The organism is Streptomyces sp. NPDC048590 (genome assembly GCF_043199535.1).
GTDB lineage: Bacteria > Actinomycetota > Actinomycetes > Streptomycetales > Streptomycetaceae > Streptomyces.
In genome coordinates, this window is record NZ_JBICWC010000014.1 from 26,488 (window position 1) to 52,247 (window position 25,760).

Annotated in this window: 27 protein-coding genes; 14 read left to right on the forward strand and 13 right to left on the reverse strand. The window is 70.4% G+C overall.

Annotation, left to right across the window (positions count from 1 at the left end):
- The first annotated feature begins 1 nt into the window (after nucleotide 1).
- Both ACGFNN_RS31790 and ACGFNN_RS31795 read left to right on the forward strand, forming a co-directional pair.
- Entirely contained in the window at nucleotides 2-787 is a 786-nt protein-coding gene (locus ACGFNN_RS31790; RefSeq protein ID WP_393561129.1) for an AzlC family ABC transporter permease, read from the forward strand.
- Nucleotides 784-1,089: an AzlD domain-containing protein gene (locus ACGFNN_RS31795; protein ID WP_393561131.1), complete on the forward strand. Its 306-nt coding sequence runs from the start codon at nucleotides 784-786 to the stop codon at nucleotides 1,087-1,089. Before ACGFNN_RS31790 ends, ACGFNN_RS31795 begins: the two co-directional genes overlap by 4 nt.
- A 35-nt stretch (nucleotides 1,090-1,124) precedes the next feature.
- On the opposite strand, the gene ACGFNN_RS31800 is transcribed toward ACGFNN_RS31795, so the two are convergent.
- Complete coding sequence (locus ACGFNN_RS31800; RefSeq protein WP_393561133.1) at nucleotides 1,125-2,039, reverse strand: hypothetical protein; 915 nt, start codon at nucleotides 2,037-2,039, stop codon at nucleotides 1,125-1,127.
- 79 nt (nucleotides 2,040-2,118) lie between these two features.
- On the opposite strand from ACGFNN_RS31800, the gene ACGFNN_RS31805 reads away from it, so the two are divergent.
- The 4 genes from ACGFNN_RS31805 (at nucleotide 2,119) to recX (ending at nucleotide 5,922) form a co-directional block, all read left to right on the forward strand.
- A complete protein-coding gene (locus ACGFNN_RS31805) occupies nucleotides 2,119-2,313 on the forward strand; it encodes a DUF3046 domain-containing protein (RefSeq protein WP_393561134.1) in 195 nt (64 codons plus the stop codon).
- Nucleotides 2,314-2,602: 289 nt separating this feature from the next.
- The gene (locus ACGFNN_RS31810; protein WP_393561270.1) at nucleotides 2,603-3,724 is read left to right on the forward strand and encodes an AI-2E family transporter; all 1,122 of its coding nucleotides are present in this window, start codon (nucleotides 2,603-2,605) and stop codon (nucleotides 3,722-3,724) included.
- Nucleotides 3,725-4,104: 380 nt separating this feature from the next.
- A complete protein-coding gene (gene recA, locus ACGFNN_RS31815; protein WP_393561136.1) occupies nucleotides 4,105-5,232 on the forward strand; it encodes a recombinase RecA in 1,128 nt (375 codons plus the stop codon).
- Nucleotides 5,233-5,235: 3 nt separating this feature from the next.
- A complete protein-coding gene (recX, locus tag ACGFNN_RS31820) occupies nucleotides 5,236-5,922 on the forward strand; it encodes a recombination regulator RecX (protein WP_362554865.1) in 687 nt (228 codons plus the stop codon).
- A 197-nt stretch (nucleotides 5,923-6,119) separates the two neighbouring features.
- On the opposite strand, the gene ACGFNN_RS31825 is transcribed toward recX, so the two are convergent.
- From ACGFNN_RS31825 to ACGFNN_RS31865, 9 genes are all read right to left on the reverse strand, one after another.
- A complete protein-coding gene (locus ACGFNN_RS31825; protein WP_393561138.1) occupies nucleotides 6,120-6,857 on the reverse strand; it encodes a hypothetical protein in 738 nt (245 codons plus the stop codon).
- Nucleotides 6,858-7,186: 329 nt separating this feature from the next.
- The gene (locus ACGFNN_RS31830; RefSeq protein WP_393561272.1) at nucleotides 7,187-7,555 is read right to left on the reverse strand and encodes a rhodanese-like domain-containing protein; all 369 of its coding nucleotides are present in this window, start codon (nucleotides 7,553-7,555) and stop codon (nucleotides 7,187-7,189) included.
- A 77-nt stretch (nucleotides 7,556-7,632) separates the two neighbouring features.
- Nucleotides 7,633-8,301 carry a cysteine dioxygenase gene (locus tag ACGFNN_RS31835; RefSeq protein WP_393561140.1) on the reverse strand — a complete coding sequence of 223 codons (669 nt, stop codon included), beginning with the start codon at nucleotides 8,299-8,301 and terminating at the stop codon, nucleotides 7,633-7,635.
- A gap of 64 nt (nucleotides 8,302-8,365) precedes the next feature.
- Nucleotides 8,366-8,452 (reverse strand): putative leader peptide, encoded by an 87-nt coding sequence (locus ACGFNN_RS31840; RefSeq protein ID WP_362674910.1) that lies wholly within the window; start codon nucleotides 8,450-8,452, stop codon nucleotides 8,366-8,368.
- Between the two features lie 32 nt (nucleotides 8,453-8,484).
- Nucleotides 8,485-10,116: an FAD-dependent monooxygenase gene (locus ACGFNN_RS31845; RefSeq protein ID WP_393561142.1), complete on the reverse strand. Its 1,632-nt coding sequence runs from the start codon at nucleotides 10,114-10,116 to the stop codon at nucleotides 8,485-8,487.
- Between the two features lie 188 nt (nucleotides 10,117-10,304).
- Nucleotides 10,305-11,216 (reverse strand): amino acid ABC transporter permease, encoded by a 912-nt coding sequence (locus tag ACGFNN_RS31850; RefSeq protein WP_393561144.1) that lies wholly within the window; start codon nucleotides 11,214-11,216, stop codon nucleotides 10,305-10,307.
- Nucleotides 11,213-11,881 carry an amino acid ABC transporter permease gene (locus ACGFNN_RS31855; RefSeq protein WP_362554876.1) on the reverse strand — a complete coding sequence of 223 codons (669 nt, stop codon included), beginning with the start codon at nucleotides 11,879-11,881 and terminating at the stop codon, nucleotides 11,213-11,215. The genes ACGFNN_RS31850 and ACGFNN_RS31855 overlap by 4 nt, the downstream gene beginning before the upstream one ends.
- A 75-nt stretch (nucleotides 11,882-11,956) precedes the next feature.
- Nucleotides 11,957-12,799 (reverse strand): glutamate ABC transporter substrate-binding protein, encoded by an 843-nt coding sequence (locus ACGFNN_RS31860; RefSeq protein WP_393561146.1) that lies wholly within the window; start codon nucleotides 12,797-12,799, stop codon nucleotides 11,957-11,959.
- A 69-nt stretch (nucleotides 12,800-12,868) separates the two neighbouring features.
- Nucleotides 12,869-13,654, reverse strand: coding sequence for an amino acid ABC transporter ATP-binding protein (locus ACGFNN_RS31865; RefSeq protein WP_362554880.1), 786 nt, complete (start codon nucleotides 13,652-13,654; stop codon nucleotides 12,869-12,871).
- Nucleotides 13,655-14,027: 373 nt separating this feature from the next.
- On the opposite strand from ACGFNN_RS31865, the gene ACGFNN_RS31870 reads away from it, so the two are divergent.
- Nucleotides 14,028-14,720 carry a response regulator transcription factor gene (locus ACGFNN_RS31870; protein ID WP_393561149.1) on the forward strand — a complete coding sequence of 231 codons (693 nt, stop codon included), beginning with the start codon at nucleotides 14,028-14,030 and terminating at the stop codon, nucleotides 14,718-14,720.
- A 15-nt stretch (nucleotides 14,721-14,735) separates the two neighbouring features.
- Nucleotides 14,736-16,130, forward strand: a complete 1,395-nt coding sequence (locus tag ACGFNN_RS31875) for an ATP-binding protein (protein ID WP_393561150.1) — start codon at nucleotides 14,736-14,738, stop codon at nucleotides 16,128-16,130.
- Between the two features lie 19 nt (nucleotides 16,131-16,149).
- Here the strand turns inward: ACGFNN_RS31875 and ACGFNN_RS31880 are convergent, their stop codons facing one another.
- Together ACGFNN_RS31880 and ACGFNN_RS31885 are read right to left on the reverse strand one after the other, a co-directional pair.
- Entirely contained in the window at nucleotides 16,150-17,148 is a 999-nt protein-coding gene (locus ACGFNN_RS31880; RefSeq protein ID WP_393561152.1) for a TAXI family TRAP transporter solute-binding subunit, read from the reverse strand.
- 48 nt (nucleotides 17,149-17,196) lie between these two features.
- Entirely contained in the window at nucleotides 17,197-18,111 is a 915-nt protein-coding gene (locus ACGFNN_RS31885) for a YceI family protein (protein WP_393561154.1), read from the reverse strand.
- 160 nt (nucleotides 18,112-18,271) lie between these two features.
- Here ACGFNN_RS31885 and miaB point away from each other — a divergent pair, with 160 nt between their 5' ends.
- Together miaB and ACGFNN_RS31895 are read left to right on the forward strand one after the other, a co-directional pair.
- Complete coding sequence (gene miaB, locus ACGFNN_RS31890; protein WP_393561156.1) at nucleotides 18,272-19,792, forward strand: tRNA (N6-isopentenyl adenosine(37)-C2)-methylthiotransferase MiaB; 1,521 nt, start codon at nucleotides 18,272-18,274, stop codon at nucleotides 19,790-19,792.
- A gap of 14 nt (nucleotides 19,793-19,806) precedes the next feature.
- On the forward strand, nucleotides 19,807-20,526 hold the full coding sequence (locus tag ACGFNN_RS31895) for a class III extradiol dioxygenase subunit B-like domain-containing protein (RefSeq protein WP_393561158.1): 720 nt from the start codon (nucleotides 19,807-19,809) through the stop codon (nucleotides 20,524-20,526).
- A 72-nt stretch (nucleotides 20,527-20,598) separates the two neighbouring features.
- Here ACGFNN_RS31895 and ACGFNN_RS31900 read toward each other — a convergent pair whose 3' ends face one another.
- On the reverse strand, nucleotides 20,599-20,847 hold the full coding sequence (locus ACGFNN_RS31900) for an antitoxin (protein ID WP_362555384.1): 249 nt from the start codon (nucleotides 20,845-20,847) through the stop codon (nucleotides 20,599-20,601).
- 151 nt (nucleotides 20,848-20,998) lie between these two features.
- Here ACGFNN_RS31900 and miaA point away from each other — a divergent pair, with 151 nt between their 5' ends.
- The 4 genes from miaA to ACGFNN_RS31920 all read left to right on the forward strand — a co-directional run bounded on the left by miaA (nucleotide 20,999) and on the right by ACGFNN_RS31920 (nucleotide 25,693).
- Nucleotides 20,999-21,937: a tRNA (adenosine(37)-N6)-dimethylallyltransferase MiaA gene (miaA, locus tag ACGFNN_RS31905; protein ID WP_393561160.1), complete on the forward strand. Its 939-nt coding sequence runs from the start codon at nucleotides 20,999-21,001 to the stop codon at nucleotides 21,935-21,937.
- 107 nt (nucleotides 21,938-22,044) lie between these two features.
- The gene (locus ACGFNN_RS31910) at nucleotides 22,045-22,482 is read left to right on the forward strand and encodes a hypothetical protein (protein ID WP_393561274.1); all 438 of its coding nucleotides are present in this window, start codon (nucleotides 22,045-22,047) and stop codon (nucleotides 22,480-22,482) included.
- A 49-nt stretch (nucleotides 22,483-22,531) separates the two neighbouring features.
- Nucleotides 22,532-23,404 carry a diaminopimelate epimerase gene (gene dapF, locus ACGFNN_RS31915; protein WP_393561162.1) on the forward strand — a complete coding sequence of 291 codons (873 nt, stop codon included), beginning with the start codon at nucleotides 22,532-22,534 and terminating at the stop codon, nucleotides 23,402-23,404.
- A gap of 141 nt (nucleotides 23,405-23,545) precedes the next feature.
- On the forward strand, nucleotides 23,546-25,693 hold the full coding sequence (locus ACGFNN_RS31920) for a RelA/SpoT family protein (RefSeq protein WP_393561164.1): 2,148 nt from the start codon (nucleotides 23,546-23,548) through the stop codon (nucleotides 25,691-25,693).
- The last annotated feature ends 67 nt before the right edge of the window (nucleotides 25,694-25,760 follow it).

The window sequence follows — 25,760 nt, forward strand, 5'->3', positions numbered from 1 at the left end:
CGTGGCAGAACAGACAGCACCCCCTCAGAGCACGGCCGCCCCGGACGCGGCCACGGAGAAGCCGGACGCCGCGGTCGTCCGGGACGCACTCGGCGTGGGCATAGCCGTGGGGCTCTCCGGCTTCGCGTTCGGCGTGACCAGCGCCGGCGCCGGACTCACCCTCCTCCAGACCTGCGCCCTGAGCCTCCTCGTCTTCACCGGCGCGTCGCAGTTCGCGCTCGTGGGAGCCCTCGCCGCCGGCGGAAACCCGTACACCGCGGCGGCAGGTGCCTTCTTCCTCGGGATCCGTAACGCCTTCTACGGACTGCGGCTCTCCCAGCTCCTCGCGCTGCCGCGTGCGCTGCGCCCCCTCGCCGCCCAGTGGGTCATCGACGAGACGACCGCCGTCACCCTGCCGCAGCCGACCCGCAGGGCCGCGCGCATCGGGTTCACCGTCACCGGTCTCACCCTCTACACCCTCTGGAACCTGACGACGTTGGTCGGAGCGCTGGGGGCCGAGGCCCTGGGCGACACCGACGCCTGGGGACTGGACGCGGCCAGCCCCGCGGTGTTCCTCGCGCTGCTCGCGCCGATGCTGAGGACCACCACCGAACGTGTCACCGCGGGACTCGCCGTCCTGCTGGTCCTGGGCCTTCTGCCGGTCCTCCCGGCGGGAGCGCCCGTACTGGTCTCCGCGCTGGCCGCCCCGGTGGTCCTCTTCCTGCGTGGCCGTTCCGGGAAGAGCGGCCACGGCACGGGCACCACGAACAGCACCGTCACCGAGAACGAGCCCGGGGAGGGCCGATGAACATCTGGATCGCGATCGGGCTCACCACTGTCGGCTGCTATCTCGCCAAACTCCTCGGCCTGCTGGTTCCCGCGGGAGCCCTGGAACGTCCCCTCGTGCAGCGGATGGCGGCGCTCCTGCCCGTGGCGCTGCTGGCGGCACTCACCGCGCAGCAGACCTTCGGCGACGCACAGCACCTGGTGCTCGACGCCCGAGCGGCGGGTCTCGGCGCGGCGGCTATCGCGCTCGTCCTGCGGGCCCCGTTCCTGGTGGTCGTCGGCGCGGCCGTCGTCGTCACCGCACTCACGCGGGCCCTGTTCTGAGCGAGCCGCGCGTGGCCGTGCACCTTCCGGGCGGGTCAGTGCAGTGGACGTCCGTAGGCCCTGAGGGTCCGCAACGCCCGTAGGGTCACGATGGGCCGTCCTTCCAGCGCGGTTCCGGGAGCCCACTGCCGCCAGTTGACCGGCCAGCCGCCGTCCTCCTGCTGCTCGGCCGCCAGATGATCGAGGGAGTCCCGCACTTCCCCGTCGCTGAACCAGCGCCGGGCGAGAGAACCAGGGGTGCGGGCGTAGTCGTAAGGGAAATGGTGTTCACCCGGTGCGTAGCCGGGTGCCACCGGGAAGTCGTCCCGGCGGGCCGGATCCAGCACCACCAGCCGTTGCTCACGCACCAGCAGGCCCAGCCGCTCGGCGGCCGATTCCGCACGTGCGCGGTCCGGGACGCCGTCCAGGAAGGCGACCGCCGCCTCGATCTCGTAGGGATGTGACTGCTCCAGTCCTTCGACGACCGCCCAGCAGAAGTCGGTGGCGCGGAAGAGCCAGGCATGCCACACCTGGTTGCGGTGCAGCGTCCCCACCACGGGGCCCGTCGCCAGCAGATCGGCGGGCGGGTCGTCGACGACGGGGATGAACGGGGCCGCCGGATAGCCCCGCTGCGAGGGATGGAGCGCCGGCAGGGCGCCTTCCTTCGTCGACACGTCCGTCAGATAGCGGCAGATCCGCTCCACCCGCAGGCCACCGCAGCGGCCGATCGAATCGAGAACGCTCAGCGCGTGCGCGGTGTGCAGCGGCTGGCTCACCGGACCGCGGAGATCCGGTTCGAGTGCGTGACCGTAACCCCCGTCCTCGTTGCGGTAGGCGCTCAGGGCGGTCTCGACGCTCTCCGCATCTCCGCCCAGGAAGAGATGGGCGAACCGCCGTTGCTCGAGGACGCGTGCGGTGAGCCAGATGAACTGCTCAGCGCGGGCGAGGGGATGTGCTCCGGTTCCAGCCATGGACCGACCGTAGAGGGGAACACCCCTCGGCAGGGCTCTCCGGGCCCGGCTGCACTCTCAGGAGCGGGATACTGAGGGCATGCGGTTGACGATTTTCTGGGAACGGATGGCCGAGCACTTCGGCGTGGCGTACGCCGACTCCTTCGCGCGCGATCATGTGATGTCCGAGCTCGGCGGGCGTACGGTGAACGAGGCCCTGGCCGCGGGCTGGGAGACCAAGGACGTGTGGCGCGGAGTCTGCGCGGCGGTCGGCATCCCCCCGGAGAAGCGCTGAGCATGGTCCCGTACCCGGCGGAGAAGCGCCGAGGCCGGTCCCGTACCGACGGTTAAGGGCTGAGACCGGTCCTCTACCTGCCGGGACGAGCTGAGACCGGTCCCGCACCCACCGGAGACACCTTCGTCCTCGCCGCCGGCAGCAGGGCCTGGAGACCGGCCGCCATCGCGTGAGCGAGACTTGTCCCGTGGCACCGACAGACGAGACCGCCCAGACGCAGCCGCCCTCCTCGCCGCCCGTCCCGCCGGCCGCACCGCCGAATCCGCCGCCCGGCACCGGACCTGTCCGCATGCCCGGGTGGCTGCCGCGGGCGATGGTCCTGGCGCTGGCCCTCTACGGGTGCTTCCAGCTGGGCAGCTGGGCCTTCGACCAGCTCGTCGGGCTGCTGACCAACGTCCTCATCGCCTTCTTCCTGGCGCTGGCCATCGAGCCCGCCGTGAGCCGCATGGCCGGCCGCGGGATGCGCCGGGGACTCGCCACCTTCCTCGTCTTCCTCGCCGTGCTGGTCTTCGGGGCCGGATTCGTCGTACTGCTCGGCTCGATGCTCGCCGGCCAGATCGTCGACATGGTCGAGGAATTTCCCAAGTACCTCGATTCGGTGATCAGCTGGGTCAACGACACCTTCCACACGGAACTCTCCCGTGTGGAGGTGCAGGACAGCCTGCTCCACTCCGACTGGCTCCAGAGGTACGTGCAGAACAGTGCGACAGGTGTGCTCGATGTGTCCACGACCGTCCTCGGCGGACTCTTCCGGCTGCTGACGATCTTCCTGTTCTCCTTCTACTTCGCGGCCGACGGCCCCCGCCTGCGCAGGGCGCTGTGCTCCGTGCTGCCGCCCTCGCGGCAGACCGAGGTGCTGCGCGCCTGGGAGATCGCGGTGGACAAGACCGGCGGATACATCTACTCGCGCGGGCTCATGGCGCTGATCTCCGGGGCCGCGCACTACGTCCTGCTGGTGGTCCTCGGGGTGCCCTACGCCCCGGCCCTCGCCGTCTGGGTGGGCCTCGTCTCGCAGTTCATCCCCACGATCGGCACGTATCTCGCCGGTGCGCTGCCGATGCTGATCGCCTTCACCGTCGACCCCTGGTACGCGTTGTGGGTACTCGGTTTCGTCGTGGTCTACCAGCAGTTCGAGAACTACGTCCTGCAGCCCAAGCTGACGTCCAAGACGGTGGACATCCACCCCGCGGTCGCCTTCGGTTCGGTCGTCGCCGGCACGGCGCTGATGGGCGCCGTCGGTGCGTTGATCGCGATCCCGGCGGTGGCGACGCTCCAGGCGTTCCTCGGCGCGTACGTCAAGCGCTACGACGTGACCGACGACCCCAGGGTGCACGGCGGCCACCGGTGGCACCGCGGTGAACCGGTGCTGCCGAGGATCCTCCGTACCGTCCGGAGGCGCCGCCGCGGGTGACGTGAGGGCCTCTCGGGGAAGGCCGAGGCGGTACGGGCCCGTCGGGCGGCTCGGGCGTACTTCGCCGTCCCGCCACACGTGGCAGGTGACGGGGCGCGGGTCCGGCGGGGCTCGCCGCTCGCGAGCCGGGGACCGCTCTCCCGGGGCTGAGAGCTGTCCCGCCGGCATGGTGGGACAGCCCTTAGGCTCGATGGTGTCGACCCGGCGTGGTTCGCTTGACACCAAAATCGAACATCCATTCTCATGGAATTCCGGCCGGGTTTTCCGGTGCCGGCCGTGGAGTTGTCCACAGGCCGGGAGGACGTCGAGGCCCATTGTCAGTGGCAGGGGTTAGCGTCTGTGACGTGAAGCGATCGACTCAAGCAAATCGGGTGGAACCCATGGCAGGAACCGACCGCGAGAAGGCGCTCGACGCCGCGCTCGCACAGATTGAACGGCAATTCGGCAAGGGTGCGGTGATGCGCCTCGGCGAGCGGCCGAACGAACCCGTGGAGGTGATCCCGACCGGGTCCACGGCGCTCGACGTCGCGCTCGGCGTCGGCGGTCTGCCCCGCGGCCGTGTGGTGGAGGTGTACGGCCCGGAGTCCTCCGGTAAGACGACGCTGACCCTGCACGCGGTGGCGAACGCGCAGCGGCTCGGCGGCTCGGTCGCGTTCATCGACGCGGAGCACGCCCTCGACCCGGAGTACGCGAAGAAGCTCGGCGTCGACATCGACAACCTGATCCTCTCGCAGCCGGACAACGGTGAGCAGGCACTGGAGATCGTGGACATGCTCGTCCGCTCCGGCGCGCTGGACCTGATCGTCATCGACTCCGTGGCGGCCCTGGTGCCCCGTGCGGAGATCGAGGGCGAGATGGGTGACTCGCACGTGGGTCTGCAGGCCCGCCTGATGAGCCAGGCGCTCCGTAAGATCACCAGCGCGCTCAACCAGTCGAAGACCACCGCGATCTTCATCAACCAGCTCCGCGAGAAGATCGGCGTCATGTTCGGCTCGCCGGAGACCACGACCGGTGGCCGGGCGCTGAAGTTCTACGCCTCGGTGCGCCTCGACATCCGCCGTATCGAGACCCTCAAGGACGGCACGGACGCGGTCGGTAACCGCACCCGCGTCAAGGTCGTCAAGAACAAGGTCGCCCCGCCGTTCAAGCAGGCGGAGTTCGACATCCTCTACGGCCAGGGCATCAGCCGCGAGGGCGGTCTGATCGACATGGGCGTGGAGCACGGCTTCGTCCGCAAGGCCGGCGCCTGGTACACGTACGAGGGCGATCAGCTGGGCCAGGGCAAGGAGAACGCCCGCAACTTCCTCAAGGACAACCCCGATCTCGCCAACGAGATCGAGAAGAAGATCCTCACCAAGCTCGGTGTGGGGGTCCGTCCGGAGGACGCCGCCGCCGAACCCGCCGCCGATGAGGCAGCCGGTGCCGCTCCGGCGGAAGGGGCGGCGAAGTCCGTACCCGCCCCGGCCACCAAGGCGAAGGCGACCAAGGCAGCGGCGGCGAAGAGCTAGGCCGTGACGCGTCGCACGGAGTGGCCGGGCGCCGACACCGGTGCGGATCCCGGCTCTGAATCAGCGGCGGAGTCGTTCGGCGGCCTCACGGAGCCCGGTCGGGGGGCCGGGTTCGGCGAGGGAGCTGGTCGGCGCTCCCGCTCCAGAAGCAGCGGTTCCCCCTCCTCGTCGAGGGCCGAGAAGGGGGAACCGCGAGATCCGGTCGAACAGGCGCGCAACATCTGCCTGAGGCTGCTGACGGGCACTCCGCGTACCCGGAAGCAGCTGGCTGATGCGCTGCGCAAGCGGGAGATCCCGGATGAGGCGGCGGAAGAAGTGCTGTCTCGCTTCGAGGACGTGGGGCTGATCAACGACGCGGCGTTCGCCGATGCCTGGGTCGAGTCCCGTCACCACGGCAGAGGGCTGGCTCGTCGAGCCCTCGTGCGGGAGCTGCGTACCAAGGGCGTCGATTCGGCGCTGATCGACGAGGCGGTCGGGCAGCTCGACCCGGAGCAGGAGGAGGAGACAGCCAGGGAGCTCGTCGCGCGAAAGCTCCGCTCCACCCGTGGGCTGGACCGCGACAAGCGTCTGCGCCGCCTGGCGGGCATGCTCGCGCGCAAGGGCTACGGGGAGGGGATGGCCCTGCGTGTGGTGCGCCAGGCGATCGAGGCCGAGGGGGAGGACCTGGACGGGCTGGACGAGCCCTTCTGACCGCTTGCCGCCGAACCCGGTCGGTACATCGGTGTTTCCTCACGCCCTCCGGCCGATGTGGGCTGCGGTAGGTAGCCGCGGCAGTCGAGCGGGGGAGGGGAGCGGTCTCGCGCGGGTCAGGTCCGGGGCAGTGACGGAGGGGGAAACTGCCGCAGGCCGCGAAGGCCCGAGCAGCCTTCGGGATCGTTGGTTCGGGATCAGTGCCCTGCCATCGAGGCCCGCCGGATCGTGGCGTCGAGCAGGCCCAGGGCGTCCTCGGCGGTGCGTCCGGGATGCCGGTTCCACGGGCCGATGAGGTCGGGCCAGCCCTGGGAGCGCAGTTCGGTCATGATCCAGGCACCGGCGCGGTCCACGGTCTCCAGCGAGCCGTAACCCAGCCGGTGGGCGGTCAGCATGGCCCCGCAGACGCAACGCGCACCCCGGGTGTTACGCAGGCGGTACGGGGTGTTCTGCCAGCCCCACTCGGTCAGGATCAGTCGCGCGTAGCCGAGATGAACCGAGGGCCGCACGTCGGGCTGCCCGATCCGCCGCCACATGTGCAGGCGCTCCGGGAGTACGGCGCCGAAGCGACCGGGCAAGGGGCGCTCGCGAGGAAGCCGTGCGGGCGTGGCTTCGAGGGACTCCGAGATCAGCTGCTCCACGGGTACGGACAGCAGCTCACGCCAGTCGGACGGGTGGGCGGCCGGTGCCAAGTCCAGCTGCTCGCCGTCCTGGTGCCGGCGGCCCCGCTCCTTGCTGTGCGGGCGGTTTCCGTCCGGTTGTCCCTCCTCCGGTGGGGTCTCCACGGGCACGTGGGCCAACGGTGTCGACGCCTGCGCCGCGGGCTTCTGCGCGGTGCGGGGCCAGCCCGCGACGATGTGCTGCCAGGCGTCCGAGTCGTGTAGCCGGGCGGCCTGTGAGTCGAGCTGGTCCGGGGTGAGCGGGGCTGTTTCCATCGGCGCGGCATCTCCGTACATTCCGGTCCTCGGTGATGAGGCGAATGTCCGTCGCGCATGGGGATCGCTCCACCTGGGAGCAGCGTTCGGGTGTGCGTGTGTGCCATTCGGGGCTGCGGGGCGCCGCTGTCCGGTGTGGGGGCGCCCCGGTCCGGCCGGTGAAGGACAGCCTCCACAGGCCGGACACCTGGCCGGGCCGGGCTGAGCGCGCTGAACACAGGCAGGTCCCCGGGGCCCCAGGCCGCACCTCGGACCGAGCGTGCGGACCCTGGGCCCCGGGGCGGCACCCCGGGCCGGACCGTCGGCATGCCCCCGGGATCGGTCCCGGATCAGGTGATGACCGGGAGCCCTGCCTCGCGCCAAGCCTGGAATCCGCCGGTCAGGTCCGTGGCCCGGTGCAGCCCCAGCTGGCGCAGCGAGGCGACGGCGAGGCTGGAGGCGTATCCCTCGTTGCAGATCACCACGATGCGCAGATCGTGCCCCGTCGCCTGTGGAGCGCGGTGGCTGCCCCGAGGATCGAGCCGCCACTCCAGCTCGTTGCGTTCGATGACCAGGGCACCCGGGATCAGGCCGTCAGCCTCCCGCAGCGCCGCGTAGCGGATGTCGACCAGCAACGCGCCCGCGGCCGCGGCTGCGGAGGCATCCTGGGGGCCGATCCGCTCGTAGCCGGCCCGTACCCGTTCGAGGAGTTCGTCGATGCCAGTGGGCTCGTGGTCCGTGGGATCAGGATCCGTCGGCCGGACCGTGGGCCGAGCGCTGAATCCGGTGCCGTCGCTCACTGCCAGTCCTCCGGTCGCTCGGTCTGCTCCAGGCGGAGCACGGCCCCGTTGCGGCTGTAGCGCCGGATCTGAGGCAGGGGCGGGTAGTAGGCGTGCACCGAGACGGCGTGCTCCTCGGCCGACTCGTTCAGCACCTCGTGCACGTGATGACGCCCGAAGGCCCTGCCCTGGCCGGTTTCCAGATGCCGGGTCCGGTCGATGCCCTCGCTGAGTTCGAGTGTCTTCCAGCCGTCCGTCGGAAGCCGGGCGGCGAGCGAGTGTTCCCGCAGCGTCCCCGCTGCGACGGTGAACGCCCCCGTCGACTCGGCATGGTCGTGCCAGCCGGTGCCGGTACCGGGCGGCCAGCCGATCAGCCATGCCTCACTGCCGCCCGGGCCTTCGAGCCGGATCCAGGTACGGCCTTCGGGATCGAGGGGGAGCGAGGCGACCAAGGCGCTGTCCTGCGCAGTCCTGCGGACGAAGTCCAGCAGTTCGGCGGTGGTGGGGGTGGGGGCTCCGCCGTCGGTGATCCCATCGGCAGCGGACACGGAAGCGGGCGTGTCCGACGCCGGCAGGAACTCGTCCGCGGCGGCGGAACCACCGGGCGGGGGAGCGGGAGCCGTAGCCGTCACGGCGGACGCAGACGTGGGTGTGGCGGGAGAGGAGACAGAAGACACCGGGACCATCCAGAGAAGTTCGCGTGGAGGCACGACCGCGCGCGGAAGAGCACGGCGTGCCGGGGGAGGCGATTCAGCTGGACGGGCGACACACGCAGCCCGCGTAACGGACGAGGTCCATATGGACCCTCCGCCACAGGCGCACATCGGTGTCGGTCATGATCTGGAGTACACCACGCACTCCTGTGAGGGTCAATTGACGTCCGCGGTTCTGTCGGAGCTCTCGGTGGCGCGTGCGCCGTCGTTCTGTGCCGTGTCCGCGCCCCCGCGCGCCGCGTCGGCCGCCGCGTAGAGCTCCGTGGGACGTACCCCGCTGAAGGCTGCAACCAGATGACCGTCCGGCCTGACCAGCAGCACCGTGTGGGCCGTTGCCCCGGGGTAGCTCTCGGTCACCAGCAGTTCGGCCTGGGCGGGGAGGGCGTCGACCGCGTCGACGAGGCGCGGCATGACCCCTGCGGTCAGCCAGTGCCGCCGGTCCCACACCCCGGTCCCCGGCGCGACGAGGACCACGAGCAGGTGCCCCCGGTCCAGCCGGTCGCGCAGCCGTGAGGTCTCCCCGTCGGTCGCGGTCACCCGTACGTCGGCGACCGGCGCGCCGGGGAGCGTGCCCACGGCGGTGTGCGCCTCGGTGGAAGGGGGTGAAAGGGGGGAGTGCGCGTAGGACGGCGGTGCGCCCAGCGGACCGCAGCCCAGGTGCCCGTCGGCGAGCAGGGTGTCGTGACCGCGTGCGCTGCCGGGAACGAGAGCCCGGAGGCCGGCTCCGCCCCGCAGTATCGGCAGAGACTGGTCCGCTGCGCGCAGACGGGACGCCACCGCCGCCCTGCGCTCGGCCTGGTAACTGTCCAGCAGCTGCTCGGAGCCACCTTGGTGCCAGGCATGGGCCAGTTTCCAGGCCAGGTTCTCCGCGTCCCTCAGTCCTTCGTCCAGCCCTTGGGTGCCGAGTGCGCCCAGCAGATGGGCGGCGTCCCCCGCCAGGAAGGCCCGCTCGGAGCGCCAGCGCCGGGCCAGGCGGTGGTGCAGGGTGTACACGCCCGTGTCCAGGAGGTCGTAGGCCGGGGTCTCGCCGCACCAGCCCTCCAGGGTGTCCCGGATCCGGGTGATCAGGGCGTCGGGGGTGACGAGTTCACCGCGCGGCGGAAGGAGCCAGTCCAGCCGCCAGACCCCGTCGGGCAGCGGGCGTGCGGTGACTTCGGCTCCTCCGGAGCGCCAGGGCGGGGAGCGGTGCAGTACGGCCTCCCCCGGCCAGGGCAGTTCGGCACGGAGGGCGGCGACGGCATGGCGTTCCACCGCCGTACGGCCGGGGAACCGGATGTCCAGGAGCTTGCGCACGGTGGACCGTGCGCCGTCGCAGCCCACCAGGTAACTCCCGCGCCACCAGGTCGATCCGGGGCCCCTGGTGTGCACGGTGACCCCGTGCGGATCCTGCTCGAGGGTGTCGATCCTGCTGAACGGCACCATGGTGACGAGATCGTGAGCGGCGGCAGCGGCCCTCAGCCCTCCCGCCAGTGTGTGCTGGGGCAGATGGACGGGGGCGGGGAGCTGTACGGCTCCCTCCCGCTCGCCCAGCGGGACGGCCCGCACCAACTGCTTGCGCCGCACCGACCGCCAGCCGGTCCAGCGCAGGCCCACCTCGTGAACCGACGGGAAACCGAGCCGTGCCACGAGTTCCGCGGTGTCCTCGCGCAGCACGACGGTCCGCGCAGGGCGGGGCTCGTCCTTGCCCGGGCCCTCGTCGAGGAGCACGGAGGGAACGTCCTGGGCCGCCAGGGCGAGGGACAGGGCCAGCCCGACCGGACCCGACCCGACGACGATCACCGGGTCCACGGGGTGATCCCTCCGGCGCCGGTCGTCGATGTCCAGGGGAAGAGGGAGGCAGCGGCAGGGGTCGTTCGGGGCGGGATCACAGAACGTATGCAACCCACTGTGGGTGCGTGCGTCAAGTGACCCGGGAACGTGGCGGGGGGCGCGGCGTGCTCGCCGCGCCCCCGTTCGGAGACAGTGCCTACCAGGCGTCAGGTCTGGTCAGTGCCACCGGTTTTCGTCACAGGCGCCTCGATGATCTCGTGGCCGCCACCGGGTGCGGCGCCGACCACCGCGCCGGTGCTCTTCTTGCCGCGCCGCAGTCGGCCCTCGAGCCAGCTTGCGAGAGAGGTCAGGGCGAAGTTCAGGGCGAGGTAGATCACCGCGACGATCGTGAAACACGCGATGGTGTTCGAGCCGTAGTTCGCGGACATGGGTCGGACCGAGGCGAGCAGCTCGGGGAAGCTGAGCACCGCGCCGCCGAGGGCGGTGTCCTTCACGATCACCACGAGTTGGCTGACGATGGCCGGAAGCATGGCGGTGACCGCCTGCGGCAGCAGCACGTGGACCATCGTCTGACCCTTGCGCATGCCGATGGCCTTGGCCGCGTCCGTCTGCCCGTTCGGCAGCGAAGCGATGCCGGCCCGCACGATCTCGGCGAGGACCGAGGCGTTGTAGAGCACCAGGCCCGTCACCACGGCGTACAGCACACGGGTGTCCGGGTCGAAATCGGCGTACTCGGAGTACGCCTGATTGGCGATGACCATCAGGAGCAGTACGGGGATGGCGCGGAAGAACTCCACGACCACGCCGCTCGGTACGCGCATCCAGCGGTGGTCCGAGAGCCGCCCGATACCGAACAGTGCACCCAGCGGCAGAGCGATGATCAGGGCGAAGAACGCCGCCTTGATCGTGTTCTGGAAGCCCGGCCAGATGTACGTCTCATAGGCCTGGGTGCCGGTGAAGAAGGGCTCCCACTTGACCCAGTCGAGCTGGTTCTTCTCCGCGAGGCCGTCGTACACCCACCACAGCACCGCCGCGGCGGCCAGCACGAACAGCACGGTGTACAGGATGTTGCGCCGCTTGGCTCGGGGCCCCTGCGCGTCGTAGAGGACGGAACTCATCGCTTCACCGCCACCTTCTTGGCGACCCAGCCGAGGATGAGGCCGGTCGGCAGGGTCAGGATGATGAAGCCGAGGATGAACACACCCGCGATCAGCAGCAGCTGGGCCTCGTTCTCGATCATTTCCTTCATCAGGTACGAGGCTTCCGCGACCCCGATCGCCGCTGCGACCGTGGTGTTCTTCGTCAGCGCGATGAGCACGTTGGACAGCGGGTTGACCACGGACCGGAACGCCTGAGGGAGCACGATCAGTCGCAGGACCTGGGTGAAGCTGAGCCCGAGTGCCCGGGCCGCCTCGGCCTGGCCGACCGGCACCGTGTTGATGCCTGAACGCAGGGCCTCGCACACGAACGACGCGGTGTAGACGACGAAGGCGAGCACCGCGAGCCGGAAGTTGATGACCTTGAAGTCGCCTCCGCCCCCGAGCGTGATCTGGAGGGTCTGGAAGAGGCCCAGCGAGGCGAAGACGATGATCACGGTCAGCGGAATGTTGCGGACCACGTTCACGTAGGCGGTCGCGAAACCGCGCATCAGGGGGACCGGGCTGACCCTCATGCCGGCCAGCAGCGTTCCCCATATGAGGGAGCCGAGGGCGGAGAACACGGTGAGCTTCACCGTGACCCAGAAGGCCCCCAGCAGGTCGTAACCATCAAGAAAGTCGAACACGATCTCCCGTGCTTCCGCGTGTAGGAGGGCACGGCGCGCCGCCGTTCAGTGGCGGCGCGCCCGGTCAGCCCTGCTTCACTTGACGACGTTGCCGATCTTCGGGGCGGGCTCGTTCTTGTAGCCGGCGGGGCCGAAGTTGGCGTCGACCGCCTTCTGCCACGAACCGTCCGAGACCATCTTGGTCAGCGCGTCGTTGATCTTCTTCTTGAGGTCGGCGTCGCCCTTCTTCAGACCGATGCCGTAGTTCTCGTTGGTCATCTTGAAGCCGGCCAGCTTGAACTTCCCCTTGTTGGCGTCCTGCGAGGCGTAGCCGGCCAGGATGCTGTCGTCCGTGGTCAGCGCGTCCACGGCCTTGTTCTCGAGGCCGGTCAGGCACTCGGAGTAGCCGCCGTACTCCTGGAGCTGGGCCTTCGGGGCGAGCTTGTCGTGGACGTTCTGCGCGGAGGTCGAGCCGGTGACCGAGCAGAGGTTCTTGTTGTTCAGGTCCTCGGGCGACTTGATCGTTTCGTCGTTCGCGCGGACCAGGATGTCCTGGTGGGCGAGGAGGTACGGACCGGCGAAGTCGACCTTCTGCAGACGCTCGTCGTTGATCGAGTAGGAGGCGGCGATGAACTTGACGTCACCGCGGGAGATCGCGGTCTCGCGGTCGGCGCTCTTCGTCTCCTTGAACTCGATGTCCTTGGCGTCGTAGCCCAGCTCCTTGGCGATGTACGTGGCGACATCGACGTCGAAGCCGGTGAACTTGCCGTCCGGGGTCTTCAGACCGATACCCGGCTGGTCGATCTTGATCCCGATGGTGATCTTCTTGCCGCCGCCCGAACCGGACGCGTCGTCCTTGTCGTCGGAACCACAGGCGGTGGCGGTGAGGGCGAGCGCGAGCACGGCGGCCGAGGCGGCGGTGACCTTACGAAGCTGCATGGTGAAATTCCCTAGTTTGACGCGATGTGAGTGATCAGCGTGTACGGAAGCCGGGTGCTGAGGGCTCCATCAGTGGTGAAGGATCTTCGACAGGAAGTCCTTGGCCCGGTCACTGCGCGGGTTGCTGAAGAACTGGTCCGGCGTGGCCTCTTCGACGATCTTGCCGTCGGCCATGAAGACGACGCGGTTGGCCGCCGAGCGCGCGAAGCCCATCTCGTGGGTGACGACGACCATCGTCATGCCCTCCCGGGCGAGCTGCTGCATGACCTCCAGCACCTCGTTGATCATCTCCGGGTCGAGCGCCGAGGTCGGCTCGTCGAAGAGCATGACCTTGGGGTCCATGGCCAGCGCCCGGGCGATCGCCACACGCTGCTGCTGGCCGCCGGAGAGCTGGGCGGGGTACTTGTCGGCCTGCGTCGCGACGCCCACCCGGTCGAGCAGCGCCCGCGCCTTCTCCTCGGCGAGCTTCTTCTCCGTCCTGCGGACCTTGAGCTGGCCCAGCATCACGTTCTCGAGCACCGTCTTGTGTGCGAAGAGATTGAACGACTGGAAGACCATGCCGACATCGGCGCGCAGTCTGGCCAGCTCCTTGCCCTCCTCGGGCAGCGGCTTGCCGTCGATCGAGATCGCGCCCGAGTCGATCGTCTCCAAGCGGTTGATCGTGCGGCACAGCGTGGACTTCCCGGACCCGGAGGGCCCGATGACTACGACGACCTCGCCACGGGCGATGGTCAGGTCGATGTCCTGGAGCACATGCAGCGCGCCGAAGTGCTTGTTGACGTTGCTCAGTACGACAAGGTCGTCGCCCGCGGGCGCGGCATCCTCGGCGGCCTTGGTCACTGAAACTCCGCTCATCGGCTTCTTGCTCCGTCCTCCTCGGTTAGGGAAGGACCCTAGTGACGCAGTGCTACCAACGTCATTACATCTGAGCGGAAATTGAGCATAACGATCCGGCTTCAACCGGACACACCGCGTGAACTGGACGTCACGACGGGTGGATCGCCGTACCGGGTGGGTAACGGAAATCCTCTGGTAACGGGGAGGGCCTTGACTGGCACACCTGTCATCGGGGTGGATGCTCTGGTGCAGGATGGCGTGAATCGTCGCCTACGCGAAGGTTCACGGGGTGGGGCGTCTGTCCGTCGTCACGGAAAGTTCCGGCTGCCCCGGAGGCCGGCTCCGGAGAATCCCGGGTCTTGGACACGTCGAGCGGAGAACAGGAGGGGACATGCGGCTGTTGCTGGTGGAGGACGACGATCACGTCGCCGCCGCGCTCTCCGCCGTGCTCTCCCGGCACGGTTTCCAGGTCGTGCACGCCCGCAACGGCGAGGAGGCCCTCCAGGCGCTGCTGCCGGCCGAGAAGGAGCCCTTCGGGGTCGTCCTCCTGGACCTCGGGCTCCCCGACCAGGACGGCTACGAGGTGTGCGGCAAGATCCGGAAGCGTTCCGCGATCCCGGTGATCATGGTGACTGCCCGGTCCGACGTCCGCTCGCGCATCCACGGTCTGAACCTCGGCGCCGACGACTACGTCGTGAAGCCGTACGACACCGGCGAACTCCTGGCCCGCATCCACGCCGTGGCCCGGCGTAGGACCGCAGGCGAGGACACCGGCCAGACCCCGCTCGCGGCGCTGCTGCTCGGTCCCGTACGCATCGAGCTCCCCACCCGCCGGGTCAGCGTGGAAGGTCAGGAGGTCCAGCTCACCCGCAAGGAGTTCGACCTGCTGGCCCTCCTCGCGCAGCGCCCCGGAGTCGTCTTCCGCCGGGAGCAGATCATCAGCGAGGTCTGGCGGACCAGTTGGGAGGGGACCGGCCGCACGCTGGAGGTCCACGTCGCCTCGCTCCGCTCCAAGCTGGCTCTTCCCGCCCTGATCGAAACCGTCCGGGGCGTCGGGTACCGGCTCGTGTCCCCGGCGGGCTGAGGACGTACATCACCCGTGCGCACCCGCCTGCTCCCCCTGCTCATCGTCCTGATGGCGGCCGTCCTGCTCGCCCTCGGCTTCCCGCTCGCCGTGCGGGTGGCCGCCGCCGAACAGCAGAAGGTCGTCGTCGACCGGATCGACGACACCGCCCGCTTCGGCGCGCTGGCGCAGTTCGTCAGCGAGACCGCCATCAGCACCGACGAGCGCCAGCGGACCCTGCAGACCGAGCTCGAGGCCTACGACTCCGTGTACGGGATCAAGGCCGGAGTCTTCTACCGGGACGACGTGGCTCTGGCCAAGGCTCCCGCGTCCTGGGCCCTGCCCGTCGACGGGGAGGGCCGGGCCGCCTTCCAGGAGGCGCTCCTCGGCCGCCGGTCCCACGACCCGCCCCAGGTCTGGCCCTGGCAGGACGGCCGGATCGTGGTCGCCTCCCCGGTCGTACGGGACGGGGACGTGGTCGCCGTCGTCGTGACCGACTCGCCCACCGGTGCCATGCGCTCCCGGACCCTGCGCGGCTGGCTGCTCATTGCGCTGGGAGAGGCCGTGGCCATGCTGGTGGCGGTGGGCGCGGCGTTCCGTCTCACCGGGTGGGTGCTCAGGCCCGTACGCGTACTGGACGCGGCCACCCACGACATAGCGAGCGGCCGTATGAGGTCGCGGGTCGTCGCCTCCGGCGGCCCACCGGAACTCCGGCGCCTGGCCCGGTCCTTCAACGAGATGGCGGACAACGTCGAGGACGTGCTGGAGCAGCAGCGGGCGTTCGTCGCCGACGCCTCGCACCAACTGCGCAACCCGCTGGCCGCGCTGCTGCTCCGGATCGAGCTCCTCGCGCTCGAACTCCCCGAGGGCAACGAGGAGATCGCCTCGGTACGGACCGAGGGCAAGCGGCTCGCCCAGGTGCTCGACGACCTCCTCGACCTCGCGCTCGCCGAGCACACGGCAGCCGATCTCCGGCTCACGGACATCGCCGCGCTCACGGCGGAACGGGTCGCCTCCTGGCGCCCGCTGGCCGAGGAGAAGGGCGTACGGCTCACCCTGGACGGATCGCCCGCGGTGACCGGCTGGGCGGACCCCATCGCCCTGTCCAGCGCCCTGGACGCGGTGATCGACAACGCCCTCAAGTTCACCCCGGAGGGCGAGGAGGTCCGGGTCGCGGCCGGGGCCGACGGTACGGGGGCCATGGTCGTGGTCGCGGACCGGGGGCCGGGCCTCACGGAGCAGGAGATGGAACGCGTCGGCGACCGGTTCTGGCGCAGCGGCCGGCACCAGAACGTCAAGGGATCCGGACTCGGCCTCTCCATATCCCGGGCACTGCTCTCGGCGGGCGGCGGATCGATCGGCTACGCCGCCCATGAGCCGCACGGGCTGAAGGTCACCGTCACCGTGCCGCGCAACGCCCCGCAGAACTGAGGGCGACGAGGCCGGAACGTCAGGGCTTGGCCGAGCGGTAGTAGCGCTTGGCCCCTTCGTGCAGAGGCAGCGGATCTGTGTAGATCGCCGTGCGCAGGTCCACCAGCTGGGCCGAGTGCACCTCCCGGCCGATCCGGTCCCGGCTGTCGATGACGGTCCGGGTGAACGCCTCGGTCGTCAGCGGGTCCATCCGGTCCGTGGTGATCAGCATGTTGGAGACCGCGACCGTCTGCACGGAGATGCCTTGCTGGGCGCCGGGGTAGGCGTCCGCCGGCATCACCGCCGAGCGGTAGTAGCGGGTCGATCCGCCGACCGCCTGGAGCTCGGTGATCAGCGGGTCCTCCAGCGGCACCAGGCGGATCGCGAACTTCTCCGAGAGGTTCTCCACGGCCGCGGTCGGCAGCCCGCCGGACCAGAAGAAGGCGTCCAGACCGCCATCGGTCAGCCGCTGCGGCATCGTGTCGATCCCGGCGTGCACCGGGGTGATGTCCGACGCCGGGTCGAGGCCCGCCGCCCGCATCAGCCGGTCCGCGACCAGGAGGACCCCCGAACCCGACTGCCCGACGCCGACCCGTGCCCCGCGCAGATCGGCGACCGTCCTGATACGGGAGTCCCGGGGCACGATCAGCTGCACGTAGTCGTCGTAAAGCCGGACGCAGCCCCGCAGGCGCTCGAAGCCCGGCTTCTCGCCCTGCAGGTAGGTGGCGACCGCGTCGGCCGTGGCGATCGTGAAGTCGGCCTTCCCCGTCGCCACCCGCTCGATGTTCTGCTGCGAACCCTCGCTGTTCCGCAGCTGTATCGACACCTGGGGCATGTCCTTGGCCAGCGCTCCCTCGAGCCGCTGCCCGTAACGCTGGTAGACACCGCTGCGCACACCGGTGGAGAAGGTGAGCGAGCCGCTCGGCTCCTCCTCGCCGATGGGGAGGACCCACCACAGCAGCAGTCCGAGCACGACGGCGGCGGCGGCGCCCCCCTGCAGGGTGCGTCGTCGGCCGAATCCGGACAGTGCGTGCAGCATGGCGCGATACTGCCATTTCCGTGCCCCCGGAGGCCAGGGCGGTGGCCGCTACTCCGGCGGTGTGGGGGTGTCGGGGCCCTGGAACATCGTCTGGATGTCGAGCTCCAGCTGGATCGTGGGCCCGACGATGGCGATGCCCCGGGCCAGCATGTTGCGCCAGTTCAGCGTGTAGTCCTCGCGGTGCAGCTCGGCGGTGGCCCGCGCCGCGCACCGCAGTTCCTCGCCGTAACCGCCGTTGACCGCGCCCAGGTAGTGCGTGTCCAGCGAGACGGAGCGGCTGACGCCGTGCATCGTCAGCCCTCCCTGGACGGTCCAGTTGTTCCCGCCCCGGTTGATGAAGCGCCTGCTGGCGAAGTGCAGGTACGGGAAGTTCTCCACGTCGAGGAAGTCCGCCGAGCGCAGATGGTTGTCCCTGGTCTTGTTCCCGGTGTCGATGCTCGACGCGTCGATGCGTATCTCGACCTGGGAGTCCTCGACCGACGGAGCCACCCGGACCCCGCCCTCGAACGAGGTGAAGCGCCCGTGGACGTTGGCCATGCCGACGTGCTTGGCGATGAACCGGATCGCGGTGTGCGGCGGGTCGAAGAGCCAGGTGCCGGGCGTCGGAGGCTCCAGCTGTCGCGCGACGTCCAGCTGCACCCGGCCCATCGACAGCGTCTCGCCCGCCGCGATCTCGAAGGTCCAGCTGGCCGGCTGCATGCCTTCCGCCGTCATCAGCAGTCGGTAGTCACCCGGAGGCAGCGCCGCGACGAACAGCCCGAAGAGGTCCGTGGTCCCCCTGGCCACCGTCCGCGCCGACTCCTGTGCGGTGACCTTGATCTCCGCGCCGCCGAGCGGCTGGCCCATGGGGTCGACGACCTCGCAGGTGACCGTTCCGGCACCGTCGGGGACGGGGAGGGCGAATCTCGCGCCGCCGTCGGAGGCCGTCCTGGATCGCCTGCCGCGGAGGAGAGAGAGGACCATCACATGCACCTTTCGAGCGTGGAACGATCAGCATAGAAACCGGCCGGAACGCCGTGTTCACCGGGCCCGGGACCCTGTCCCCGGCCCCCGTCGCCTCCCCGCACGCCCCCCGGCCGCTCCGCCGTACGGCCGCACCCCGGCCACCGCCTACCCTTGTTCCATGACCAGCGGCAACCGGAGCGATGCAGTGGACGTCCAGAAGAGCTACGAAGTACGCACCTACGGGTGCCAGATGAACGTCCACGACTCCGAGCGCCTGTCGGGTCTGCTGGAAGGCGCCGGATACGTGAGGGCACCCGAGGGCTCCGACGGTGACGCCGACGTCGTCGTCTTCAACACCTGCGCCGTCCGCGAGAACGCCGACAACAAGCTCTACGGCAACCTCGGCCGCCTCGCTCCCATGAAGACGAAGCGCCCCGGCATGCAGATCGCCGTCGGCGGCTGCCTCGCGCAGAAGGACCGCGACACCATCGTGAAGCGCGCTCCCTGGGTCGACGTCGTCTTCGGGACGCACAACATCGGCAAGCTGCCGGTCCTCCTGGAGCGCGCCCGGGTCCAGGAGGAGGCGCAGGTCGAGATCGCCGAGTCCCTGGAGGCCTTCCCCTCGACCCTGCCGACCCGCCGGGAGTCCGCCTACGCCGCGTGGGTGTCGATCTCCGTGGGCTGCAACAACACCTGCACCTTCTGCATCGTGCCCGCACTGCGCGGCAAGGAGAAGGACCGCCGGACCGGCGACATCCTCGCCGAGATCGAGGCCCTCGTCGCCGAGGGCGTCAGCGAGATCACCCTGCTCGGCCAGAACGTGAACGCCTACGGCTCCGACATCGGCGACCGCGAGGCCTTCTCCAAGCTGCTGCGCGCCTGCGGCACGATCGAGGGCCTGGAGCGCGTCCGCTTCACCTCGCCGCACCCGCGCGACTTCACCGACGACGTGATCGCCGCCATGGCCGAGACCCCCAACGTGATGCCACAGCTCCACATGCCGATGCAGTCGGGATCCGACACCATCCTGAAGGCCATGCGCCGCTCCTACCGCCAGGAGCGCTTCCTCGGAATCATCGAGAAGGTGCGCGCCGCCATGCCGGACGCCGCGATCTCGACCGACATCATCGTCGGCTTCCCGGGGGAGACCGAGGAGGACTTCGAGCAGACCATGCACGCCGTGCGCGAGGCCCGCTTCGCGAACGCCTTCACCTTCCAGTACTCCAAGCGGCCCGGCACCCCCGCCGCGGACATGGAGGGCCAGATCCCCAAGGAGGTCGTGCAGGAGCGCTACATGCGCCTGTCGGCCCTCCAGGAGGAGATCTCCTGGGAGGAGAACAAGAAGCAGGTCGGCCGCACCCTCGACGTGATGGTCGCCGAGGGCGAGGGACGCAAGGACGGCGCCACCCACCGGCTCTCCGGCCGCGCCCCCGACAACCGGCTGGTCCACTTCACCAAGCCGTCCGAGGACGTACGTCCCGGAGACGTGGTCACCGTGGAGATCAGCTACGCCGCGCCGCACCACCTGCTCGCCGAGGGCGCACCGCTCGGCGTCCGCCGTACCCGGTCGGGCGACGCCTGGGAGAAGCGCAACGCCGCCCCCGCCGACCGGCCCGCGGGCGTCATGCTCGGCCTGCCCGGCATCGGCGCGCCCGCGCCCCTGCCCGTGGCCGCCACCCCGGGGTGCGGCTGCGACTGAGTACGCTGACCGGCATGCTTGTCGCCGCCGCCGTCTGCCCCTGCCCGCCGCTGCTGGTCCCCGAGGTGGCCGCAGGAGCCGGTCCCGAACTGGACGCCGCCAGGAACGCCTGCCTCGACGCCCTCGCCGTACTCGCTGCCGCACAGCCGGAGCTGCTCGTCGTGACCGGACCCACCGGGCCCGGTGAGGCGGGGGTGTACGCCCCGGGATCCGTCGGCTCATTCGCCGGCTTCGGAGTGGGGACGACGGTGCGGCTGGGGGAGCCCGCCGCCGATGCGGACGCACCGGCGCGCCCGCTCCCGCCGTCCCTCGCTGTCGCCGCGTGGCTGCTGGAGCGCGTCCGGTGGCAGGGGGCACCGGTCGAAGGGCTCGGTGTGGAGGAGACGCTCCCCACGGAGGACTGCATCGCCGGCGGGGCCGGACTTTCGTCCCGGGCCGAGCGGGTCGCCATGCTCGTCATGGGGGACGGCAGCGCCTGCCGCACGGTCAAGGCGCCCGGCTACCTCGACGAGCGTGCCACCGGCTTCGACGCCGCGGCCGCCCGTGCGCTCGGCGGGGCGGACGTGGCCGCGCTCGGCGCCCTGGACGCGTCCCTGGCACACGAACTCAAGGCGGCGGGACGGGCCCCCTGGCAGGTGCTCGCCGGTGCGGCCCGTACCGCGGGACTGGATGGGCGGCTGCTGTACGAGGACGCCCCGTACGGCGTCGGCTACACCGTCGCCACGTGGTCGTGAACCCCCGCCCGTACGTCTGAGGGTCGGAGAGCGGATCGCTCTCCGACCCTCAGACGTACGGGTCCTCCGTGTTCAGGACGCGGGGGGCGTCGGCGGCCGGGTGCCGCCCGTGTCCTTGTTGCCCAGACGGTCCACCGCGTCCTTGGCCTTCTGCGTACCGGACACGATCTTGTCGCTGTACTTGCCCTTGGTCTTCTGATCGACGGTGCGGGCGGCCTTGTCGAGTCCTTGGTCGATCTTGCCCCCGTGCTGCTGGGCGAGGTCGCCGACCTTCTCCTTGGCCGGGGCCAGCTTGGCCTTCAGGTTGTCCAGGAAACCCATGGGTCACCTTCCGTGCTGGGGGACTGTGGGTCACATTTTACCCGTCTGTGGTCAATCATGCGTGACTCGTCGTATCCGTCCGTCACCGCGGAACCACCGTGCGCCTCCTCACCCGGTCCGCGGGTGTCCTGGAGTTTGGGAGACTGTCCCGGTGAGAAGACCACCTCCCGCCCCCCATGTCATCACCGTCGTCGGTCCCACCGCCGCCGGTAAATCGGATCTGGGAGTGTTCCTCGCCCAGCAGCTCGGCGGTGAGGTGATCAACGCCGACTCCATGCAGCTCTACCGGGGCATGGACATCGGAACCGCGAAGCTGACCCTCGCCGAACGCGACGGGGTCCCGCACCGCCTCCTGGACATCTGGGACGTCACCGAGGCCGCGAGCGTGGCCGAGTACCAGCGGCTCGCGCGCGCCGAGATCGACCGACTGCTGTCCGAGGGGCGCACGCCTGTGCTGGTGGGCGGATCGGGTCTCTACGTGAAGGGCGCGATCGACGCCCTCGAATTCCCCGGGACGGACCCGGAGGTCCGGGCCAGGCTGGAACAGGAGCTGGCGGAGCTCGGCTCCGGTGCCCTGCACGCCCGGCTCGCCGCCGCGGATCCCGGGGCCGCCGGCGCCATCCTGCCCAGCAACGGGCGCCGTATCGTCCGCGCCCTCGAGGTCATCGAGATCACGGGAAAGCCGTTCACGGCGAACCTCCCGGGCGACGAGGCGGTCTACGACGCACTCCAGATCGGTGTGGACGTCGGCCGGCCCGAACTGGACGAACGGATCAGCACCCGGGTGGACCGGATGTGGGAGGCCGGCCTCGTCGAGGAGGTGCGCGCCCTGGAGGCCGTGGGGCTGCGCGAGGGGCGTACGGCCTCCCGCGCGCTGGGCTACCAGCAGGTCCTCGCGGCGCTCGCGGGGGAGTGCACCGAGGACGAGGCGCGCGCCGAGACCGTACGCGCCACCAAACGCTTCGCGCGCCGTCAGGACTCGTGGTTCCGGCGCGACCCGCGCGTGCGATGGCTGAGCGGCGCCGAAACGGAGCGGCAGGAACTCCCGCAGCGGGCGCTGGCGTTGGTCGAACGAGCGGTTACAGCCTGATCACGTGATGGCATCGGGACGCTCCGGCCGTCATTTCGGCAGCCGGGAGCGTGCCATCATCGAGCATCGATCCACCAGTGGAGTCCGAGTTGGGAGGGCGCGTGGCGATGGAGGCCGGCCCTCGCGACACAGACCGGGAAGCAGCGATCACGCACCACGACGAGGTGCGCCTGAGCCCTGACGGGCCGGACGAGCCGCAGGTGGCTCCCGAGGTCGAGGTCGAGCTGCGCCCCGCACGCCGGATGAGGATCTGGCAGCTGGCGCCGATCGTGGCCCTGGCGGCCGTCGGATCCCTGATGTTCGCCTTCCCGCTCGCCTTCGAGTTCGGCGGCGGCGGCGCCGTCGTCGCCATGCTGGGGCTCCTGATCAGCTGCTGCGCCGCCGGCTGGGGCATGATGGCGGCCCGCCGCGTGGGCCACACCTGGCCCGGCCTCCCCGGCCGTGGTGAGGACGAGCGCCCCGACTGGCGGATGATCGCGCTGTACGTGATCGTCTGCGCCGTGCTCGTCGCCCTTGCCGTCTGGCGGGTGGCCCGGCTCCGCTGACGGGGGCCCGGGGATACGAGCAGCCCACGTGGCCTCGTACAGTTGCTGGGTGAGCACTCCGCAGATCAGCTTCCTCAAGGGCCACGGCACGGAGAACGACTTCGTGATCGTTCCCGACCCGGACAACGCCCTCGACCTGCCGGCATCCGTCGTCGCGCGGCTCTGCGACCGCCGTGCGGGCATCGGCGGTGACGGAATGCTGCACGTGGTGCGGTCCGAGGCGCACCCCGAGGCCCGGGCCATGGCCGCGGAGGCCGAGTGGTTCATGGACTACCGCAACGCCGACGGTTCGGTCGCCGAGATGTGCGGCAACGGGGTGCGTGTCTTCGCCCGCTACCTGCAGAGTGCCGGCCACGTCTCCGAAGGGGACCTGGCGGTGGCCACCCGGGGCGGGGTCAAGCGGGTGCACCTCGCCAAGGACGGTGCAGTAACCGTCTCCATGGGCCGGGCCGAGCTCCCCGGCGACGGCGTCACGGTCACCGTCGACGGACGCTCCTGGCCGGCCCGGAACGTGAACATGGGCAATCCGCACGCCGTCGCCTTCGTCGAGGACCTCGCACACGCCGGTGAGCTGCGCTCCGTACCGCCGTTCAGCCCTGAGTCGGTCTATCCGGACGGGGTCAACATCGAGTTCGTCGTGGACCGGGGACCGGGGCACGTCGCGATGCGCGTCCACGAGCGGGGCTCCGGCGAGACCCGTTCGTGCGGCACCGGCGCCTGCGCCGTGGCGGTCGCCGCCGCCCGCAGGGACGGTGTCGACCCCGCGCTGACCGGGGCCCCCGCGACGTACACGGTGGATCTGCCCGGTGGCACGCTGGTGATCACCGAGCACCCGGACGGCGGGATCGACATGACGGGCCCTGCCGTGATCGTCGCCGAAGGCGTCATCGACCCGGCCTGGCTCGAAACGATGATCGGTTAGAGCTTCGCTCGAATGGGTGATCCGTTTCACGCTGGGCGAGAGGCGGACTGCGCCACGTGGTGGGGTCGATAGCATCAAGCACCGGCCCGGGGGTGTAACCGCACCCCTCCACCGCCGGTCGACGCTGCCGGAGGTGCCCCCATGAGCGCAGAGGCCACCAATCCAGGTGTTCCCCTTCGCAAGCGCGGTCGTCCACGGATCGATCTGCGCAGGCTGGGCCGTGTCGCCCTGCTCGGGCCGGTCTCCCGTGACCGGCTGCCCGACGCCATCGGGCACGTCGCGGAGGCCCATCGCGCGCACCATCCGGACGCCGACCTGTCGGTGCTCAGCAAGGCGTACGTCCTCGCCGAGTCCTCGCACCGGGGCCAGATGCGCAAGAGCGGCGAGCCCTACATCACCCATCCGCTGGCGGTGACCCTGATCCTCGCCGAACTCGGCGCGGAGACCACGACCCTGACGGCCTCGCTCCTCCACGACACGGTCGAGGACACCGATGTGACGCTCGATCAGGTACGCGAGGAGTTCGGGGACGAGGTCTGCTACCTCGTGGACGGCGTCACCAAGCTCGAGAAGGTCGACTACGGCGCGGCCGCCGAGCCGGAGACCTTCCGCAAGATGCTGGTCGCCACCGGCAACGACGTCCGGGTCATGTCGATCAAGCTCGCGGACCGGCTCCACAACATGCGGACCCTCGGCGTCATGCGTCCCGAGAAGCAGGCCAGGATCGCCAAGGTCACCCGCGACGTCCTGATCCCGCTGGCCGAGCGCCTCGGAGTGCAGGCACTCAAGACGGAGCTCGAGGACCTCGTCTTCGCGATCCTCCACCCGGAGGAGTACGAGAGCACCCGCGCGCTGATCTCCGCCTGGGATGACGCACAGGACGCGCTCACCGACATCGCGGACAGGGTCAGGGCGACCCTGCGGGAGGCGGGCATCAGCGCCGAGGTCCTCATCCGGCCGCGGCACTTCGTCTCCGTGCACCGGGTGAGGATCAAACGCGGCGAGATGCGGGGCACCGACTTCGGGCGCCTCCTGGTCCTGGTCGGGGAGGACGCCGACTGCTACGCCGTCCTGGGCGAACTCCACACCTGTTTCACCCCGGTGATCTCCGAGTTCAAGGACTTCATCGCCGCACCCAAGTTCAACCTCTACCAGTCCCTCCACACCGCCGTCGTCGGTGACGAAGGCGCGGTCGCCGAGGTCCTCATCCGGACGCACCGGATGCACAAGGTCGCGGAGGCCGGCGTCGTCGCGCTCGGCAATCCGTACGCACAGGACGGCAGCGCCGCCGCGAACCAGGCCGAACCCGCGGACGGCGAGCGCGCGGACCCGACAAGGCCGGGCTGGCTCTCCCGCCTGCTGGACTGGCAGGAGTCCGCGACGGACTCCGACACCTTCTGGGCCACACTCCGTGCCGACCTGGCCCAGGACCGGGAGATCACCGTCTTCCGCACCGACGGCGGGACACTCGGACTTCCGGCGGGCGCCAGCTGCGTCGACGCCGCCTACGCGCAGCACGGCGACGAGGCCCACGGCTGTATCGGCGCACGCGTCAACGGCCGCCTCGCCACGCTGAGCACCCCACTGAACGACGGCGACACGGTGCAACTGCTGCTGGCCCAGGACGCCTCCTCCGGGCCCTCGCCCGAGTGGCTCGACCACGCCCGTACCCCGGCGGCCCGGATCGCGATCTCGGCATGGCTCGACGCCCACCCCGTCGGTGCCCAGGGACCCCACAGGAGCGGACCTGACGCACCGAGGCTCCAGGCCCAGCCCTCCGAGGAGCCGCCCGGCGGCCGGGGCCGGACCGGGGGAAGGCTCCTGAGCGTGGCCGTCGAGACGCCGGGTGCACCGGTCAGGCTCGCCAGGTGCTGCACGCCCGTCCCGCCCGACCGCATCCTCGGGTTCACCGTGCGCGGCGGCACCGTGACCGTGCACCGCGAGGAGTGCCCGGCCGTGGCCCGGATGCGCGGGGCCGGCCGGACCGCCGTCGCGGCACGCTGGAACGACCCGGGCGACCTGAGCGGCAGCGCCGACTACCGGGTCACCCTCGTCGCCGAGTCCTTCGGCCGGCCCAGGCTCCTCGCGGACCTGACCGAGGCCATCGCGACCGCCGACGCGGCCATCGTCTCGGCGAATGTCGAGCCCCCGAGCGAACAGCGCGTCCGGCACACGTACACGCTGCAGCTGCCGGACGCCGCCGGGCTGCCCGGCCTCATGCGGGCCATGCGCGACGTACCCGGGGTGTACGACGTGAGCCGCGCCCAGCAGGCCGCCTCGGCGGGCTGACCGCCGACGAGGCGACCCGTTCGGGTGGCGCGGCGCGCGCCACCTCCGCGCGGCCGGTGGGCGCTGG